Origin of the sequence: Achromobacter sp. SD115 (assembly GCF_017355315.1) — a bacterium.
Lineage (GTDB): Bacteria > Pseudomonadota > Gammaproteobacteria > Burkholderiales > Burkholderiaceae_B > Achromobacter > Achromobacter xylosoxidans_B.
The window spans coordinates 287,407-303,467 of sequence record NZ_JADIJM010000002.1 but is presented as its reverse complement, the minus strand read 5'-3'; the positions used below and the strand labels follow the sequence as shown (position 1 = coordinate 303,467).

General features: G+C 67.8%; 13 protein-coding genes. 4 read left to right on the top strand and 9 right to left on the bottom strand.

Annotated features, from left to right (window positions below; translation table 11 throughout):
• Nucleotides 1-12: 12 nt before the first annotated feature.
• The 3 genes from IPU70_RS03655 to rocD form a co-directional block, all read right to left on the bottom strand.
• On the bottom strand, nt 13-1,221 hold the full coding sequence (locus IPU70_RS03655; RefSeq protein ID WP_207465036.1) for an ABC transporter substrate-binding protein: 1,209 nt from the start codon (nt 1,219-1,221) through the stop codon (nt 13-15).
• A gap of 323 nt (nt 1,222-1,544) precedes the next feature.
• Nucleotides 1,545-2,507 carry an arginase gene (rocF, locus tag IPU70_RS03650; protein ID WP_207465033.1) on the bottom strand — a complete coding sequence of 321 codons (963 nt, stop codon included), beginning with the start codon at nt 2,505-2,507 and terminating at the stop codon, nt 1,545-1,547.
• Complete coding sequence (gene rocD / locus IPU70_RS03645; RefSeq protein WP_207465032.1) at nt 2,507-3,742, bottom strand: ornithine--oxo-acid transaminase; 1,236 nt, start codon at nt 3,740-3,742, stop codon at nt 2,507-2,509. The genes rocF and rocD overlap by 1 nt, the downstream gene beginning before the upstream one ends.
• Before the next feature lie 161 nt (nt 3,743-3,903).
• Between rocD and IPU70_RS03640 the strand changes: the two genes are divergently transcribed.
• Both IPU70_RS03640 and IPU70_RS32750 read left to right on the top strand, forming a co-directional pair.
• Entirely contained in the window at nt 3,904-4,725 is an 822-nt protein-coding gene (locus IPU70_RS03640) for a MetQ/NlpA family ABC transporter substrate-binding protein (RefSeq protein WP_207465031.1), read from the top strand.
• 156 nt (nt 4,726-4,881) lie between these two features.
• Nucleotides 4,882-6,282, top strand: a complete 1,401-nt coding sequence (locus tag IPU70_RS32750) for a sensor domain-containing diguanylate cyclase (protein ID WP_242702306.1) — start codon at nt 4,882-4,884, stop codon at nt 6,280-6,282.
• Nucleotides 6,283-6,310: 28 nt separating this feature from the next.
• Here IPU70_RS32750 and IPU70_RS03630 read toward each other — a convergent pair whose 3' ends face one another.
• Nucleotides 6,311-7,498 carry an MFS transporter gene (locus IPU70_RS03630; protein ID WP_207465030.1) on the bottom strand — a complete coding sequence of 396 codons (1,188 nt, stop codon included), beginning with the start codon at nt 7,496-7,498 and terminating at the stop codon, nt 6,311-6,313.
• Between the two features lie 91 nt (nt 7,499-7,589).
• On the opposite strand from IPU70_RS03630, the gene IPU70_RS03625 reads away from it, so the two are divergent.
• Complete coding sequence (locus IPU70_RS03625; protein ID WP_207465029.1) at nt 7,590-8,045, top strand: Lrp/AsnC family transcriptional regulator; 456 nt, start codon at nt 7,590-7,592, stop codon at nt 8,043-8,045.
• Nucleotides 8,046-8,055: 10 nt separating this feature from the next.
• On the opposite strand, the gene IPU70_RS03620 is transcribed toward IPU70_RS03625, so the two are convergent.
• From IPU70_RS03620 to IPU70_RS03605, 4 genes are all read right to left on the bottom strand, one after another.
• On the bottom strand, nt 8,056-9,225 hold the full coding sequence (locus IPU70_RS03620) for a metallophosphoesterase (RefSeq protein WP_207465028.1): 1,170 nt from the start codon (nt 9,223-9,225) through the stop codon (nt 8,056-8,058).
• Between the two features lie 137 nt (nt 9,226-9,362).
• Nucleotides 9,363-10,589: an alpha-hydroxy acid oxidase gene (locus IPU70_RS03615; protein WP_242702305.1), complete on the bottom strand. Its 1,227-nt coding sequence runs from the start codon at nt 10,587-10,589 to the stop codon at nt 9,363-9,365.
• A gap of 105 nt (nt 10,590-10,694) precedes the next feature.
• The gene (gene asd / locus IPU70_RS03610; RefSeq protein WP_013393922.1) at nt 10,695-11,558 is read right to left on the bottom strand and encodes an archaetidylserine decarboxylase; all 864 of its coding nucleotides are present in this window, start codon (nt 11,556-11,558) and stop codon (nt 10,695-10,697) included.
• Between the two features lie 233 nt (nt 11,559-11,791).
• Complete coding sequence (locus tag IPU70_RS03605; protein WP_207465027.1) at nt 11,792-14,146, bottom strand: cytochrome P450/oxidoreductase; 2,355 nt, start codon at nt 14,144-14,146, stop codon at nt 11,792-11,794.
• Nucleotides 14,147-14,258: 112 nt separating this feature from the next.
• Here IPU70_RS03605 and IPU70_RS03600 point away from each other — a divergent pair, with 112 nt between their 5' ends.
• A complete protein-coding gene (locus IPU70_RS03600; protein WP_207465025.1) occupies nt 14,259-15,095 on the top strand; it encodes an IclR family transcriptional regulator in 837 nt (278 codons plus the stop codon).
• Here IPU70_RS03600 and IPU70_RS03595 read toward each other — a convergent pair.
• Nucleotides 15,092-16,033 (bottom strand): LysR substrate-binding domain-containing protein, encoded by a 942-nt coding sequence (locus IPU70_RS03595; RefSeq protein WP_207465023.1) that lies wholly within the window; start codon nt 16,031-16,033, stop codon nt 15,092-15,094. The two genes, IPU70_RS03600 and IPU70_RS03595, sit on opposite strands and share 4 nt — an antisense overlap.
• Between the last annotated feature and the right edge of the window lie 28 nt (nt 16,034-16,061).

Sequence of the window (16,061 nt, the reverse complement as noted above, 5' to 3'; positions counted from 1 at the left end):
GGCGCGGCAACGCTATTTCTTCACGCTCGGGCATTCACTGTCCGCCAGGGACACGAAGACCTTTTCGCCTGGCACCGTGGACAGGATGCGGTAGAAGTCGCCGGGATATTTGGATTCGGCGGGTTTCTTCACTTCGACCAGATACAGATCCATGATGACGCGGCCGTCTTCGGGGCGCACCCGGGCATTCTTGATCAGTTTGGTGGTGATGGGCAACTCGCGCATCTTCTGGTTGACGGTGGCGCCGTCGAAGGAACCGGCGGCCTGGGCGGCCTGCAGGTAGTGCGTGGTGGCGACGTAGCTCAACGCCTGCACGATGGACGGCGCGCGCGTCACGCCCATCTTCTTCTGCCAGCGCTGGGTCCAGGCGCGGGTGTCTGCGTCGGCGTCCCAGTAGAAGCCGGTGGGGAAGGTCAGCCCTTGCGCCACTGGCAGGCCCATCGCCTGCACGTCGTTGATGAAGGTCAGGAAGGTCAGCATGCGCTGCTTGCCGCCGGTCAGGCCGAACTCCTGGGCCTGTTTGATCAGGTTGACCAGATCGCCGCCGGCGCTGGCCAGGCCCACCACATCGGCCTTGGACGATTGCGCCTGCACCAGGAACGAGGCGAAGTCCATGGCGCCCAGGGGATGACGCGTGCTGCCCAGTACCTTGCCGCCCGCCGCGTCGACGAAGCGCGAGGCGTTCGCTTCCAGCGACTTGCCGAACACGTAGTCGGTGGTGATGAAGTACCAGGATTTGCCGCCACCCTCGACCACGCTCTTGACCACGGCGTTGGCCAGGGCATAGGTATCGGGCGCCCACTGCGTGCTGAGGTTGCTGCATTGCTTGCCGCTGAAGTCGCCGGCGAAGCCGCCGCTGATGAGGGCGGTGCCGCCTTTTTCCCGCGCCACGCCTTGCGCGGCGAGGCCCGCGGAGCTGGCGCCGCCGTCCACCACGGCCACCAGGCCCTGCGTGTCGAACCAGCGGCGCACCAGGGCCGAGGCCACGTCCGCCTTGTTCTGGTTGTCCGCGCCGATGACCTCGACCGTCTTGCCTGCCACCTTGCCGCCGAAGTCCTCGACCGCCATGCGGACCGCCATTTCCGAGCCCAGGCCGCCCAGGTCCGAATAGATGCCGGAGCGGTCGTTGGACACGCCCAGGCGCACCACGTCGGATTGGGCTTGGGCCGCACAGGCGGCCAGCGAGGCGGCCAGCGCCGCCAACAGGGGTTTGATACGCATCTGCTTGCCTCCCGGCCCGGTCGGGCCGATTTATCGGTTTTTCGTTTGATGCCGTGTATCCGCTTGCGGGGCGCCAGTTCTCCACCTGGCTGAAAATTAATTCACAATAGTGAAAGAAAATTCCTGTGCAAGAACTTAGATTCGCACATGTGAAAAGTCAACAGAGGGGATTTCCCAGGCCGCGGCCGATCCGCGGGACTGGCGGGGGGGGCGAAGGGGGGCGCCGCAATATGGGCGTCAGGCGGAGCGCGCGCAGGTCACGCGCCATGTGCGGCCCGGACCCGCGCATGGCTGCCGCCGCATGGCGCAGGCTGCAGGCCGGCTCAGGAGCCGCGGCGCATCAGGGTGGACTTGCCGAACAGGCTTTCGATCAGGTCCACCGCCAGTTCCGCGGTCTTGTTGCGCACGTCGAAGGCCGGGTTCAGTTCCACCACGTCCAGCGAGCGCATCAGGCCGGTGTCGGCGATCATTTCCATGCAGAGCTGGGCTTCGCGGTAGGTGGGGCCGCCCGCCACGGTGGTGCCTACGCCGGGGGCGATTTCCGGGTCCAGGAAATCCACGTCGAAGCTCACGTGCAGATGCGTGTCGGCGTCCAGCCCCGCCAGGGCCGCTTCCATGGTGGCGCGCATGCCCATCTCGTCCAGGTAGCGCATGTCGAAGACTTCCAGGCCGGCTTCATGGACCAGGCGCTTTTCGCCCTGGTCCACGCTGCGTATGCCGATCTGCCGCACCCAGCCGGGTTCGATGTCGGGCGTCTGGCCGGACAGGCCGGTGATTTGCGCCGGGCCGTAGCCGCACAGGCAGGCCACCGGCATGCCGTGGATGTTGCCGGTGGGCGTGAGCGCGTTGGTGTTGAAGTCGGCATGGGCGTCCAGCCACAGCACGCGCAGCTTCTTGCCCGTCGCGCGGCAGTGGCGCGCCACCGCGCTGATGGAGCCTATGCCCAGGCAGTGGTCGCCGCCCAGCAGGATGGGCAGGCGGCCCTGGCTCAGCTCCTCGTGGACGGCGTCGTGCACCGCGCGGTTCCACGCGGCCACTTCGTCCAGATGGCGGTAGCCATCCACCGGCGGCAGCCAGGGATTGGCGGGTCCGTAGAGGTTGCCGCGGTCGGTGACCTGAAAGCCCTGGGCCTCGATGACCGGACCCAGGTCCGCCACGCGCAGGGCTTCGGGTCCCATGGAGGCGCCGCGCGCGCCGGCGCCGATGTCGGTGGGCGCGCCGATCAGGGTGATGTGGTGGGGCAGGTTGGCGGTGTTCTGCAAGTCGCGGGCTCCGGTGGGGTGCATCAAGTGGCGGATAGTACCGCGCTCAACTGATCGCAAGCCCAGTCGATCTGCTCGCGCGTCACGATCAGGGGCGGCGACAGGCGCAGCGTGTGGCCGTGGGTGTCCTTGACCAGCATGCCGCGTGCCTGCAGGCGCTCGCACCACAGGCGCGCGCCGCCGGCGTCGGACTCCAGTTCCACGGCCAGCATCAGGCCGCGTCCGCGCACTTCCCGCACCGGGCCGGGCAGGGTGCGCAGGCGCTCCAGGAAGTACGCGCCCATGGCGGCGGCGTTTTCTATCATGCCTTCCTCGGTCAGCACGCGCAGCGCGGCGCGCGCGATGGCGCAGGCCAGCGGATTGCCGCCAAAAGTGCTGCCGTGCTGGCCCGGCTGGAATACGCCCAGCACGTCGGCGTTGGACAGCACGGCGGACACCGGATAGAAGCCGCCCGACAGCGCCTTGCCGATCAGCGTCACGTCGGCCTCGATGCCTTCATGTTCTTCGGCCAGCAGCTTGCCGGTGCGGCCCAGGCCGGTCTGGATCTCGTCCAGGATCAGCGTGATGCCGCTTTCGGTGCAGCGTTGGCGGACCCGGGTGAAATAGCCCGCGGGCGGCAGGACCACGCCGGCTTCGCCCTGTATGGGTTCGACCAGGAAGGCCACCGTATTGGGCGTGATGGCGGCGTCGAAGGCATCGTAGTCGCCGAAGGGCACGACCTTGAAGCCGGGCGCGAAGGGGCCGTAGTGGCCGTAGGCGTCGGGATCGGTCGAGAAGCCCACGATGCCTAGCGTGCGGCCATGGAAGTTGTTGGCGCAGACGATGATCTCGGCCTGGTTCTCGGGCACGCCGCGCACTTCGTAGCCCCATTTGCGCACTGCCTTGATGGCGGTTTCCACGGCTTCCGCGCCGCTGTTCATCGGCAGGATCTTGTGGGCCCCGGTCAGGCGCGCCAGGTCTTCGTAGAACGGCGCCATCTGGTCGTGGCGGAAGGCGCGCGAGGTCAGCGTGAGCTTCTGCGCCTGCTCGTTCATGGCGGCGAGGATGGCGGGGTGGCAATGGCCCTGGTTCACGGCCGAATAGGCCGACAGGCAATCCAGGTACTTGCGGCCGTCCACGTCGTAGAGCCAGACGCCGCTGCCGCGCGCGATGACCACGTCAAGGGGATGGTAGTTGTGCGCGCCGAGCTGGTCTTCCACGCGGTCGCGGTGGCTGGCGGCGGACTGTGCGCCCGGTGGGGTGTTCAATACCGCGCTCATGAGCGTCTCCCGAGGAGGTATTGCAGCCATCTTAGCGCCGTCAGCGGCTCCGCGGCATTGCCATTGCGTGACAAAAGGGCATTGCGGGCGGCCGCAGCAGGCTGCTGCACAATAGCGCTTGTGCCGGGCAATGCCCTGTTTTTCATATCTGGATGGTCCTTATGTTCCTGCATCAACTGCTTCTGAAATTTACCCGCTGCGCCGCGGCCGCCGGGCTGGTCCTGGCTTGCGCAAGCAACGCCATGGCGCAGGACAAGCCGCTGCGCATCGGCGTGATTCCGAGTGTCGCGAACGCCGCTACCGAACTTGCCATCGCCCAGGCCAAAAAGGAGGGGTTGGACGTCAAGCTGGTGGAATTCAACGACTGGGTGCTGCCCAACATCGCGGTGGCGGATGGCTCGGTGGACGCTAACTTCTTCCAGCACGAACCTTTCCTGGAACTGTTCAATCAGCGCCGCGGCGCCAACCTGAAGCCCATCGCCTACGGCTATTCCACCACCATCGGCCTGTTTTCCAAGAAGCTGAAGAAGGGAGATGCGGTGCCTGAAGGCGCGACCATCGCGGTGCCGAACGACCCGGTCAACACGGGCCGCGCGCTGTTGCTGCTGGAATCCATCGGCCTGATCAAGCTCAAGCCCGGCGTGGCGCATCAGGCCTCCTTGGAGGACGTGGTGTCGAATCCGAAGAAGCTGAAATTCGTGCCGATCGAAGGCTCGCAGTCCGCGCGCACCTTCGACGACGTGACCGCCTCCGTCACGTACACCACCTTCGCCAAGCAGGCCGGCTTGAATGAAAAGGACGGCCTGGCCTTCGATAACACCGATCCGGCCAGTGTGCGGCGCTATGCCATCCGCTGGGTGGCCACGCCGGCCGGCGCGCAGGACCCGCGGCTCCTGAAGTTCATTTCGATCTATCAGAATTCGGCCGAAGTGAAGGCCAAGCTGCGCAGCTTGTACGGCGATCTGATCGACTTTCCCTGGTAGCGCGCAGGGGCCTGGCCGAGGGGGCGTTGACGATTCTTGCCAATTGGGCTCAGGGATTACTCGTATACTGGCCCCAATTTTTACCCCCCCGGCCTGTAGTCGCCACGATGGTCGCTATCCGGAGGGCCACGCCGTCCTCCCCTCGATAGCAGAGCCATGCGTATTCCATCGTCTGATGATGTTGCCCATGCCCAGGTTCTGGCCGCGCAAAATGGCCGCATCCTGGCGGCCGCCAGCGCAATTCTGGCGGCGGGCCAAGACAGTTTTTTCCAGACGCTGGCCGGGCGCGCCGTGCAGGACATGGGCACGGATTACGCCTGGGTCCGGCTGGATCAAGCCGATGACGCCGCAGGGCTGATCGCCAGCGCCAGTTGCCGCGAGGGCATTGCCGCGGATCTTGCGGGCGCAGACGAGGCGTTGCATGCCTTGTTGGCGGATCGCGCGGCCTACGCCTGCCTGGACGGCATGCCGCAAGACGAGCCTTGGTTGAGCGAGGCCGGCGTGCAGGCCTGTGTGGTGCGCACCCTTTACGACGCCAATGCGGTGGCCTGCGGCCGCATCGTTTTTGCGTTCAGGCGGGCGCTGGCAGACGTGTCCGCCTATGCCAATGCGCAAGATATCCTGGCCGCGTATGCGCAGCACGCCGTGCTGGGTGTGGCTGCCCGCGATCGCGAACTGGCGCGGCTCAACGAAGTCATTGTGCAGTTCGGCGCGCTGTTCAGGACGGCGCCGGTGTTGATCAACGCCTTCGATGCGGACGGCCGCTGTACCTTGTGGAACGACGCCTGCGCGCGCCGCTTCGGCTGGTCAGAAGCCGAGATCAAGCAGAGCCCGGACCCGTTCGCGCTGTTCTATCCCGACCCGTCGGTCCGGGACCGCGCGATGGACAGCGTGGTCGCGCGGCCCGACCGCTCTTTCCGCGAATGGCAGCCGCGCACGCGCGACGGCGAGCTGTTGTCGGTGCTGTGGTCCAACGTCAGGTTGCCCGACGGCAAAGTGGTCAACCTGGGCATGGACGTCACCGAAAGCCGGCGCGCCGAAGCGGCGCTGGCGCGGATGGCCAGAGTGGACAGCCTGACCGGCTGCTGGAACCGCGCCGAAATCCTCAAGCGCATGGAAGACCGGCTGGCCGGCGGCCGGCACGGGGAGGGCGGACCGACCACGGCGCTGATGCTGGACCTGGACTACTTCAAGCAGGTCAACGACCGCTATGGCCATCTGGGCGGAGACGTCGCGCTGCGGCATTTCTGCGATCAGCTGCGCACCTGTCTGCGCGAGGGCGATTCGATCGGCCGGCTGGGCGGCGAGGAGTTTTTGGTGCTGCTGGCCGATGCGGACGCGGCGGTGGCGCGCGCGATCTGCGAACGCTTGCGCGCCAGCCTGCGGCAGCATCCGGCGGACATAGACGGAGCGGTGGTGACGCTGTCGGTCAGCGGCGGCATCGCCGGCTTTCTACCCGGCGATGCCACGGCGTCGGATGTGCTGCGCCGCGCCGACTTCGCGCTCTATCAGGCCAAGCGGTCGGGCCGGGACTGCGCGGTGGAATACCGGAGCTGAGCGGCGATCCGGCGATAGCGGTGCCGGCTCAGGCAGCAGCCTGGCCGCGTGCCGCGCGCCGGCCGTTCAGGCGCCAATGCAGGCCTAGCGCGGCGGCAGCCAGGGCGCAAGCTGCGGCCAATCCCAGCGCTTCGAAGCCGGCATGGGCATACAGGGTGCCGGCGATGGCAGTGCCCACGCTGGCGCCCAGGTAGGTGGTGCAGGTGTTCAGACCGAGTACCGCGCCGCGCTCTTCGGGCCGGGCGCGCGACAGCAGCAGCACCAGCAGGTTCAGGCTCAGCTGCGAGGCCGCGCCCCATAGCGTGGCGATGGCAAGTACCGCGGCCAGCGCATGGGCGGCCGGCAGCAGTCCCAGGTACACCAGCGCGATGACGCCCAGCGCCAGCGGCAGGGCGCGGCGCGGTCCCAGCCGTTCGATCAGCGGCGCGCCGGCCACGCCGGCCAGCAGGAACCCGGCGCCGTAGGCAAAGGCGATGAAGCCCACTTGCCCGGCGCTCAGCCCCAGCAGGCCGCGCACGTGGTCGGCCAGGAAGGCGTACACGCCATAGAAGGCCGACGAGAACGCCAGACAGCCCAGCAGCAAGGCGGGCACGTCGCGGTAGGACAGCGGCGCCAGCAGGCGCGACAACCGCAAAGGGGCTGGATTGTCCGCGCGGCGTTCCGGCAGCTTGCGCAACCCCAGCACGGCGATCGCCGCGCATAGCGCCAGCGTGCCGTAGGTCGCACGCCAGCCCACGGCATCGGAGATCAGGGCGGACAACGGCACGCCCGCCACCAGCGACACGGACCAGCCCGCGATGACGCGGCCCAGCGTGCGGGCTTCCTGGCCGGGCTGGGCGATCAGCGAGGCGGATCCATAGGCTGCAGGCAGGATGACGCCCGCCGCGGCGCCTGCCAGGGCTTGCGCCAGCGTCAGCACGATCCAGTGCGGCGCGCAGGCGGACAGGATCAAGGCGGCGATCAGCACGGTCATCGCGCCCAGGAGCGAGCGGCGGATGCCGATGCGGTCGATGCGGGCGGCCAGGAAGAAGGCGCTGGCGGCGGTGGCCGCGCCGTAGGCGGAAATGGCGGTGCTGATGGTCAGCGGCGAGGTGGAAAAGGAGCGCGCCACGTCGCTCAGGATAGGGCTGAGCGCCAGACCGTTGGAGCCTACGACGCTGACGGCGAACATCAAGGCGGGGACGGGAGAGGCCTGGCGGGTGCTACGGTTCTGCATCGCCAAATTTTATTGGAATAAAATAAGGGTTAACGCGTATATTTCCTTATTCCATAAAAGTTCGAATGCCGTTCGGCAGAACCTGATTCCAATGCCTGATCTTGATGACCGCGACCGAAAGCTGTTAACGCTGCTGGCCGACGACGCCTCCCCCAGCTACGCCGAACTGGGCAAATTGCTGAACCTTTCCGCCCCGGCTGTGCATGAACGGGTCAAGCGCCTTAAGCGCGACGGCCTGATCAAGGGCATCGCCGCCAAGCTGGACGGCGCCCGCATAGGCCGGCCGCTGCTGGCCTTCGTGCACGTGGACACCAACAACTGGACCATCACGCAGCAGGTGCTGGGGCTGGCCGAGCTGACCGAGGTGGAAGAGATCCACACCATCACCGGCAAGAGCGCGATGCTGTTGAAAGTGCGTGTGCGCGACACGCAGGCGCTGGAACTGCTGCTGGCGCGCATCCATCAGATCGACGGCATCACCAACACCACCAGCGACATCGCGCTGACCAGCTATCTGGAGCGCGGACCCTTGCCGGACAACGGCTGAAGCGCGCCGTTCAGCCGGCGCGAGCCGCGCGCAGGCGCAGCCGCGTGATCTCGGACGGGGCGCCCAGGCGCTTGGGCGGTCCCCAGTAGCCGGTGCCGCGGCTGATGTAGATCCACATCTTGCCCAGGCGATGCAGGCCCGCCGTGTAGGGCTGCTGGAACCGTACGAAGAAACCCCAGGGAAAGAACTGCCCGCCATGGGTATGGCCGGACAGTTGCAGGGTATAGCCCAGCGGCTCGGCCGCCGCCGCGCTGCGGGGTTGGTGCGCCAGCAGGATCCTGGGCAGCGCGTCGGCGGGCGCGCCGGCCAGCGCGGCCTTGGGGTTGCTGCGCTGCTGCGGGTCGAAGGAACCGGCGCTGTAGTCGGTAATGCCGGCCACCACCACGGGCAGGCCGGCAGGGTGGATGACTACGTGTTCATTCATCAGCACGCGCAGTCCCATGCGGCGGAATTCGGCGATCCAGGGCGTGGCGCCCGAATAATATTCATGATTGCCGGTGACCAGGTACACGCCGTGGGTCGCCCGCAGCTGGCCCAGCGGACTGGCCTGGGCTGCAAGCTGTTCGACGCTGCCGTCGACCACGTCGCCGGTGATGGCGACCATGTCCGGCAGTTGCTCATTGACGGCGTCGACAATGGCCTGCACGTAGCGTTTCTTGATGGTCGGGCCGACGTGGATATCGCTGATCTGCACGATGGTGAAGCCGTCCAGGTCGGGCGCCAGCCCGGCGATAGGCACGTCCACGTCGACGATACGCGCCCGTTTGCGGGCGTTGTACAGGCCGATCAAGGTGCCGGCGAGGGCCAGTACGGGCACGGCCCAGGCGCTGACCCAACGCAGCGTGGTCCAGGGCAGGTCGGCGCCGATGATCAGGTTCGCCAGCCAGGTTACCAGCAGCAGCGCATCGCGCAGCACGGTCAGCACGAATAGCGACGAGAACAGGCCCATGGCGAACAGCCCGACCCAGGCGATGCGGTCGCCCCAGGGCGGATGCACGGACGAACGCCCCAGCATGCCCAGCGGAATCAGGATGCAGGACAGCAGGAGGGCAAGTATGGCGGCGGCGGTACCCGCGCCACCCAGCGCGGCGTCGGGGATCAGGCGGGCGCCCACGTAGACGTGAGCCAGGGCGCCCAGGGTCAGGAAGCGCAGGAAGAATGAGGATTGGCGTAGGGACACGGCGGCTCTGGGGCGCGCCGGGCGGGGAGCAGCGGCGCGCGTAGCAAGGGAAACGCCATTCTATGCCGGCCGCGCGCGAGGCCAGAGCCTGCGCAAGATTCCTTTTATTGTGGCCATGCCCTGGGTCGGATGCCGCATCAACTTGCGGGCATGGTTTCGCGCACCAGCAAATCCGCCTGCATCTCCCTCACGTGGTTAATGCCCAGCATCGCCATGTTGCGATCGACCTCGGCGCGCAGCAGGCCGATGGCGTGCGACACCCCGGCTTCGCCGCCTACCGCGGCTGCGTAATTGAAGGGCCGCCCGAGGAAGACGAAGCTCGCGCCCAGCGCCAGCGCCTTGAGCACGTCGCTGCCACGGCGCACCCCGCTGTCCATCATCACGGTCATGCCGCCCGCCGCCGCAACTACGCCGGGCAGGGCGCGCAGCGGCGAGACCGCGCCGTCCAGCTGGCGGCCGCCATGGTTGGACACGATGATGCCGTCGGCCCCGTGCTGCCGCGCCAGCGCCGCGTCCCGCGGATGCAGGATGCCCTTGATGATGAGCGTGCCCGGCCATTGGCGGCGGATGCGCGCCACGTGCTCCCAGCTGAGGTGGTCGCGCGCGCTGAAGTCGCGCAGCACCGACGCCGACACTATCGGCGCGCCGCGCGTGGCGAAGGAGTTCTCGAAATGCGGCATGCCGTGAGACAGTAGCGTGCGCATGAACGTGCCGGCCAGCCAGCGCGGCCGCGTCAAACCGTCCCAGGCCAGGCGCAGGCTGGGCTTGAGCGGGGTCGAGAACCCGGTACGCACATTGTTCTCGCGGTTGGCCGACACGGGAATGTCCACCGTCAGCACCAGCGTTTCGAAGCCGGCGCGGCGGGCGCGTTCGACCAGGGCGTCGATGCGCTGCGGGTCGCCGGGCAGATAAGCTTGGAACCAGGTGCCGGGCGCTGCGCGGATAACGTCTTCCATCGGAATCAGCGAGGTGCCGCTGAGGATGGCGGGTATGCCCTGTTCACGGGCGGCGCGCGCCAGCACGATGTCGCCGCGGTAGGCCGACAGCGCGCTGATGCCCATGGGGGCGATGCCGAAGGGCGAGGCATAGCGGCGGCCGAAGATCTCGGTCTGCTGGGTGCGGCGCGATACGTCCACCAGCACGCGCGGCGAAAACGAGTATTGCGCAAAGGCGCTGCGGTTGCCGCGCAGGGACTGGTTGTCTTCGGCCGCGCCCGCGACGTAGCCGAATATCGGGCGCGGCAGGCGCCGTTTGGCGGCGGCCTCGAAATCGTCCAGCGACAGCATGCGCGCCAGCGCGCGCGGCAAGGGGCGGTCGGCCGAGGCGGCGCGGGGGCTGGCAGTGGTCGAGATGATGGATGTCATGGCGGGCCGGCAAAAGCCCGTAATCTAGCAACGTCGATTCATCGCATAAAGCGAATAAAACCAGACATCCAAATTCGATTCAATCGAAGAAGTTGCGGCGGAATACTACGCAGGCAGCGCCATCAGCTCGCCCATGCGCACCGGACCCAGCACGGAGGGCGTGTCGGCCCAGCGGATCTGGTTGGGGCCGAACAGCACGATGGCGGTGGAGCCCAGCTTGAAACGGCCCATTTCCGCGCCCTTGGCAAGATGGATCGGGGCGCGCGCCGCGTCGTCATAGCGGGTGGATTTCACGCGGCGCTTGTGCGGCGTGACCAGGCCGGCCCATACGGTCTCGATGGAAGCGACGATCATCGCGCCCACCAGCACCAGGGCCATCGGGCCGTGCTCGGTGTCGAAGATGCAGACCACGCGTTCGTTGCGCGCGAACAGGCGCGGCACGTTGCGCGCGGTCAGCGGGTTGACCGAGAACAGGCGGCCCGGCACGTGGATCATTTCGCGCAGGGTGCCGGCAACCGGCATGTGCACGCGGTGATAGTCCTTGGGCGACAGATAGATGGTGGCGAATTGGCCGCCCTGGAACGGCGCCGCGCGCTCGGCGTCGCCGCCCAGCAGGTCGGCCACGCCGTAGTTGTGGCCCTTGGCCTGGAAGATGCGGCCGTGCTCGATCGCGCCCATCTGGCTGATGGCGCCGTCGGCGGGACAGACCACCGAACCCGGTTCGTCGTCCAGCGGCCGCGCGTCTTCCTTGAGCGCGCGCGTGAAGAAGTCGTTGAAGCAATCGTAGGCCAGCGGCTCTTCCTGCAGCGCTTCGCGCATGTCCACGCCATAGCGGCGGACAAAGCGCGAGATCATCCAGTTCTTGACCGCCGGTTCCCGGCAGTCGGAGGCGTACCCGAAGAGCCGCGACACCAGGTGGTGGGGGGCGAGATACTGGCTGGCGAGGAAAAGTTGGTCTTTGATCGACATCTAGGAGCGCTGAGAAATGACCCCGCGGCTGGCCGCGGCATGGGCAAGCCCCGCTGGGGGCCCGCCTGCAGGCCCGGGACTGGCCGCGTCAAAAAACGTCGTCCCGCGTTGCAGCGGGACGGCGTGGTGATGAGCAGAGGGTGAATTCTACCGCTTTCAGGCGCACTTCAGGCATATGGATGCGCGCATGCGGCGTCGGGCGCAAGGACCCGGCGCCGCATGCATGCCGGCCGCTACAGCTCCAGCACGATGCGTGCGCCCTGGGCGCGCGAGCAGCAGGCCATCATGCGGGTGCCGGCCTCGCGCTCGGCGCGGGTCAGCACCACGTCGCGGTGGTCGACCGCACCGCCCAGCACGCGCACCTCGCAGGAGCCGCAGAGTCCTTCCTCGCAATCGCTCTGCACGTCGATGTTGGCGCCGCGCAGCGCGCTCAGCAGCGTCTGGCCGGCGGGCACCTGCAGCACGATGCCCGAGTCCTTCAACTCGGCCTCGAAGGCATGCTCCTTGGACGGGTCCAGCGTGGCTAGCGTGGAATGGAAATGCTCGACGCGCAGGCTGTCCTCGGGCCAGGCGCTGCATGCGGCCTGCAAGGCGTCCAGCATGCGTTCGGGGCCGCAGGCGTAGATCTGCGTGCCGGCTTCGGGGCGGGACAGCAGGGCGGCGAAGTCGTTGCGGCTGCCTTCGCCGCTGATATGCAGGTGCAGGCGCTCGCCATGCAGTTGCCGCAGCTCGTCCAGCAGGGCCATGCAGGCGCGCGAGCGGCCGCTGTAATGCAGTTCGTAGGCCATGCCCAATTCACGCGCGCGGCGCGCCATGGCGCTGATGGGCGTGATGCCGATGCCGCCGGCGATGAGGATCAGGCGCTTGGCGCTTTCATCCAGGCGGAAATGATTGCGCGGACCGCGCGCGCGCACGATGCTGCCCGCGCGCAGGTGCTGATGGATCCAGGCCGAGCCGCCGCGGCCCGCCGTTTCCTTGAGCACGGCGATCTCCAGCGCATGGGCGGCCGCCGGATCGCCGCAAAGCGAGTACTGGCGCGACAGGCCGGTATCGCCGCATTCCACATCGATGTGCGAGCCCGGCGTCCAGCGCGGCAGCGGCTTGCCGTCGGGCGATTCCAGCCGGATGCGCGCGATGCCGTCGGCTGCGGCCGTGACCTGGGTCACCACCAGCTTGCGGCTGATGGCATGGGTGGAGGGTTCGCCGATGCGCACCGGCTGCGCTTGGTCTAGCAGGGCGGGATCGCGGCGCTCGGGGTTGTCGGCCGGGTTCCATTCCACCCACAGATGCTCCGGGCCTCGGAACGAGGTGTTGGGCACGTAGGTGAACTGCTGCTGCGCCAGGCGCATGTGCGGCAGGCGGCGAGTCAGTTCTTCCAGGAAGATCTGCATCTCCATGCGCGCCAGGTTCTTGCCCATGCACTGGTGCGCGCCATAGCCGAAGGTCAGCTGGTCGCTGGCGTTGTCGCGGCGGATGTCGAAGAAGTCGGCGTCGGCGAAATGGCGCTCGTCGTGGTTGGCGGACGAGGACACGATCAGCAGCTTGGCGCCCGCAGGGATCGCCACCCCGGCGATCTCGGTGTCGCGCGTGGCCAGGCGGCGCCAGGCCGCGACCGAGCCATTGTGGCGCAGGCATTCCTCGACCGCGTTGGGCAGCAGCCCGGGGTCTTCGCACAGTTCGCGCCAGGCGTCGGGATGCTGCAGCAGCAGCTTGATGGCGTTGGCGGAAGCGTTGGCGGTGGTTTCGTGGGCTGCGACGATGCCGGCCATCATCATGGAATGCAGGTACGAGTCCGTGACGACCTCGGGATGGTCCTTCTGCTTGCGGATGCCGTACTGCATCCAGCCCGGCGCATCGGGATCCTGGCGCATCTTGTCCAGGATCTTGCCCGCCAATTGCCAGAAATTGCCCACCGCGTGCGCGACCTCAACCTGTTCCTCGGGCTTGGGCCGGCCCCAGGTGTTGACGGTGTGCGCAATGGAGTATTTGCGCAGCACGTCCATGTCTTCCTCGGGCACGCCCAGGAAGTGCAGGGCCACCGTCAGCGGCACTTCCCACAGCATCTGGTCCACCAGGTCAGCGCGGCCGTCGTCGATGAAGCGGTCCACGTACTCGCGCGTCAGGCGCCGCACCATGGGTTCGTGGTGCTTGAGTTCGTCCGGCGTGAAGGGATCCATCAGCACGCGGCGGCGCGGCATGTGGGCCGGCTCGTCCTCGTTGACCAGAGTGCGGTTCATGGCGTAGCCATAGGTGGCCAGCACGGCGTTGGCCTCGGGGCCGGTCGGGGTGATCTTTTCCAGCGCGATCGAGGGGCTGTAGGTGTGGTTGTCGCGAAACACCGCCTTGATGTCGTCGTAGCGCGTCACCACCCAGTAGCCCAGCTTGGGGCTGTAGAACACGGGTTCCTGTTCGCGCGCCCAGCGCACGTACTCGGGCGGGTCCTGCTGGTAGCCGTCGCCGAAAGGATCGAATTCCGCGGCGCGCGGGCTGACCGGACAGGCTTGGGCCCGGGTCAGCGCGGCGTGGTCGATGGGACAGCCGCCGGTGGTGGCGGGCGTGGCGGGTGCGGGGGTGTCAGGGTGGCCCATGGTGTCGCTCCGAATTACAATTGCGTAAATCATATACGCATTGCGTAATTATTCAATTGGGGTAATCTCCGGGCTGCGTCCCCAGCCGGCTGGCGGCTCCCTCATCGCGCCCATGAAACAGACTCCCGCTCCTTCCTCCGTCCCCGCCACGACCGCCGAGGCGCCGCGTCCGCGCGAAAGGCGCCAGCGCGTGCAGGCTGCCGAAACCGGCATGGCCGTGCTCAAGGGGCTGGGCCGGCTGGGCGGACGCGCCAGCCTTACGTTGCTGGCCGCGCAGGTGGACGAAAGCCCCGCCAAAGTCCACCGCTACTTGGTCAGCCTGATGGAAGAGGGTTTGGTGGCGCAGGATGCCGCCACTCAACAGTACTACCTGGGTCTGGAAGCGATGCTGCTGGGTTTGGCCGCGCTGCGCCAGGCCGATCCCATCCGCCTGGCCGAGCCCAGCCTGGTGCGCCTGCGCGAAGACCTGGAAGTGACCTGCTTCATCGCGGTCATGGGCAACAAGGGACCCACCATCGTGCGCTTCGAGGAGCCGGGCCTGCCGGTGACGGTGAATGTGCGCATGGGATCGGTGCTGTCCATGCTTTGGTCCGCGACCGGACGGGTGTTCCTGGCTTTGCAGGACGATGCGCGGGTGCGGGCGCTTGCCGAGGCCGAACTGGCGCGCGCGCCGGCCGATATGCGCGCGCAGCTGGACGCCGTTGACCCGATAGGCCACCTGCGCCGCGAGGTGCTGGCCGCCGGCTGCGCCACGGTGCGCGACACCAATCTGAAGGGCATCAGCGCCGTGTCGGCGCCGCTGCTGGACCACAACGGCCGGCCCTGCGCCGCGTTGACCGCGCTGGGCGCGACAGGCGGCTTCGACGCCGCGGCGGACGGTCCGATCGCGCAGGCGGTGCGGCGCGAAGCCGAGGCCGCCAGCGTGCTGCTGGGTTATCAGGCGCCTTAGTCCGGCTCGGCGTGGCCCGCGCCAGCAGACAAGCCGCGTAGCCATTCCATCGCCGCCTGCACCACCGGCATACCCGCCGTATTGCGGTTGACCACGGCGCCGATGGCGCCGAAGTTGGCTTCCAGCCGTAGCGGCAGCACCGCCACGCCGCCTTGCCTCTCGCAGTAGCGCGCAATCGCCTGGGGCAGGGCCGCCAGGCGGTCGTCCTGGTCCAGCAGCGCCAGCGTGGCCAGCAGCGAGTTGGACTGGATGCTGGAGTCGGGCGGGCGCGCTCCGGCGTGCACGAAAGCCTCGTCCAGGCGTTCGCGCATCATGGTGGCTTCCAGCGGCAGCACCCAGGGCCAGCGCGCAAGTTCGGCGGCCTCCAGCGCGTCGCGTCCGGCCAGCGGGTGGCCGGGGCGGGCCACCACCAGGATCGGTTCTTCGTGCAGGCGGATCACCTCGCAGTCCGCGGGCAGCAGGCGGCTGCCCAGACGGCCCAGCATGATGTCCAGCTCGTCGCGCGCCAGCTTGTCCGTGAGTTCGCCGAGCGCGCCTTCCACCAATTTCACTTCGAGCCTGGGCGACTGGCGCAGCAGATGCGCGATCAGTTGCGGCGCGAGTTTGGGCGCGGCCGAGGGCAAGGTGCCCAAGCGCAGCAGGCTGGCGCCGCGCTCTTCGGCGGCCCGCAATTCCGCAGCCACCCGCTGGGCTGCGCCCAGGCTGTGCCGGGCGTGGCGGATCATAACCATTCCGGCATTGGTCGGTAGGGTGCCATGGGTCCCGCGCTCGAATAGCGCATAGCCCACCTGTTCCTCCAACTGCGCCAGCGCCTTGGAGGCGGCGGGCTGGGACATGTGCAGGCGCTCGGCGGCGCGGCCCAGATGACGCTCGTCGTCCAGCGCGACCAGCAGTTCGGCATGACGCCGCTTGAGATGGGTGCTGGCGCGCTCTGGCATGGCGATTCATATTCATATGGTTATGCAT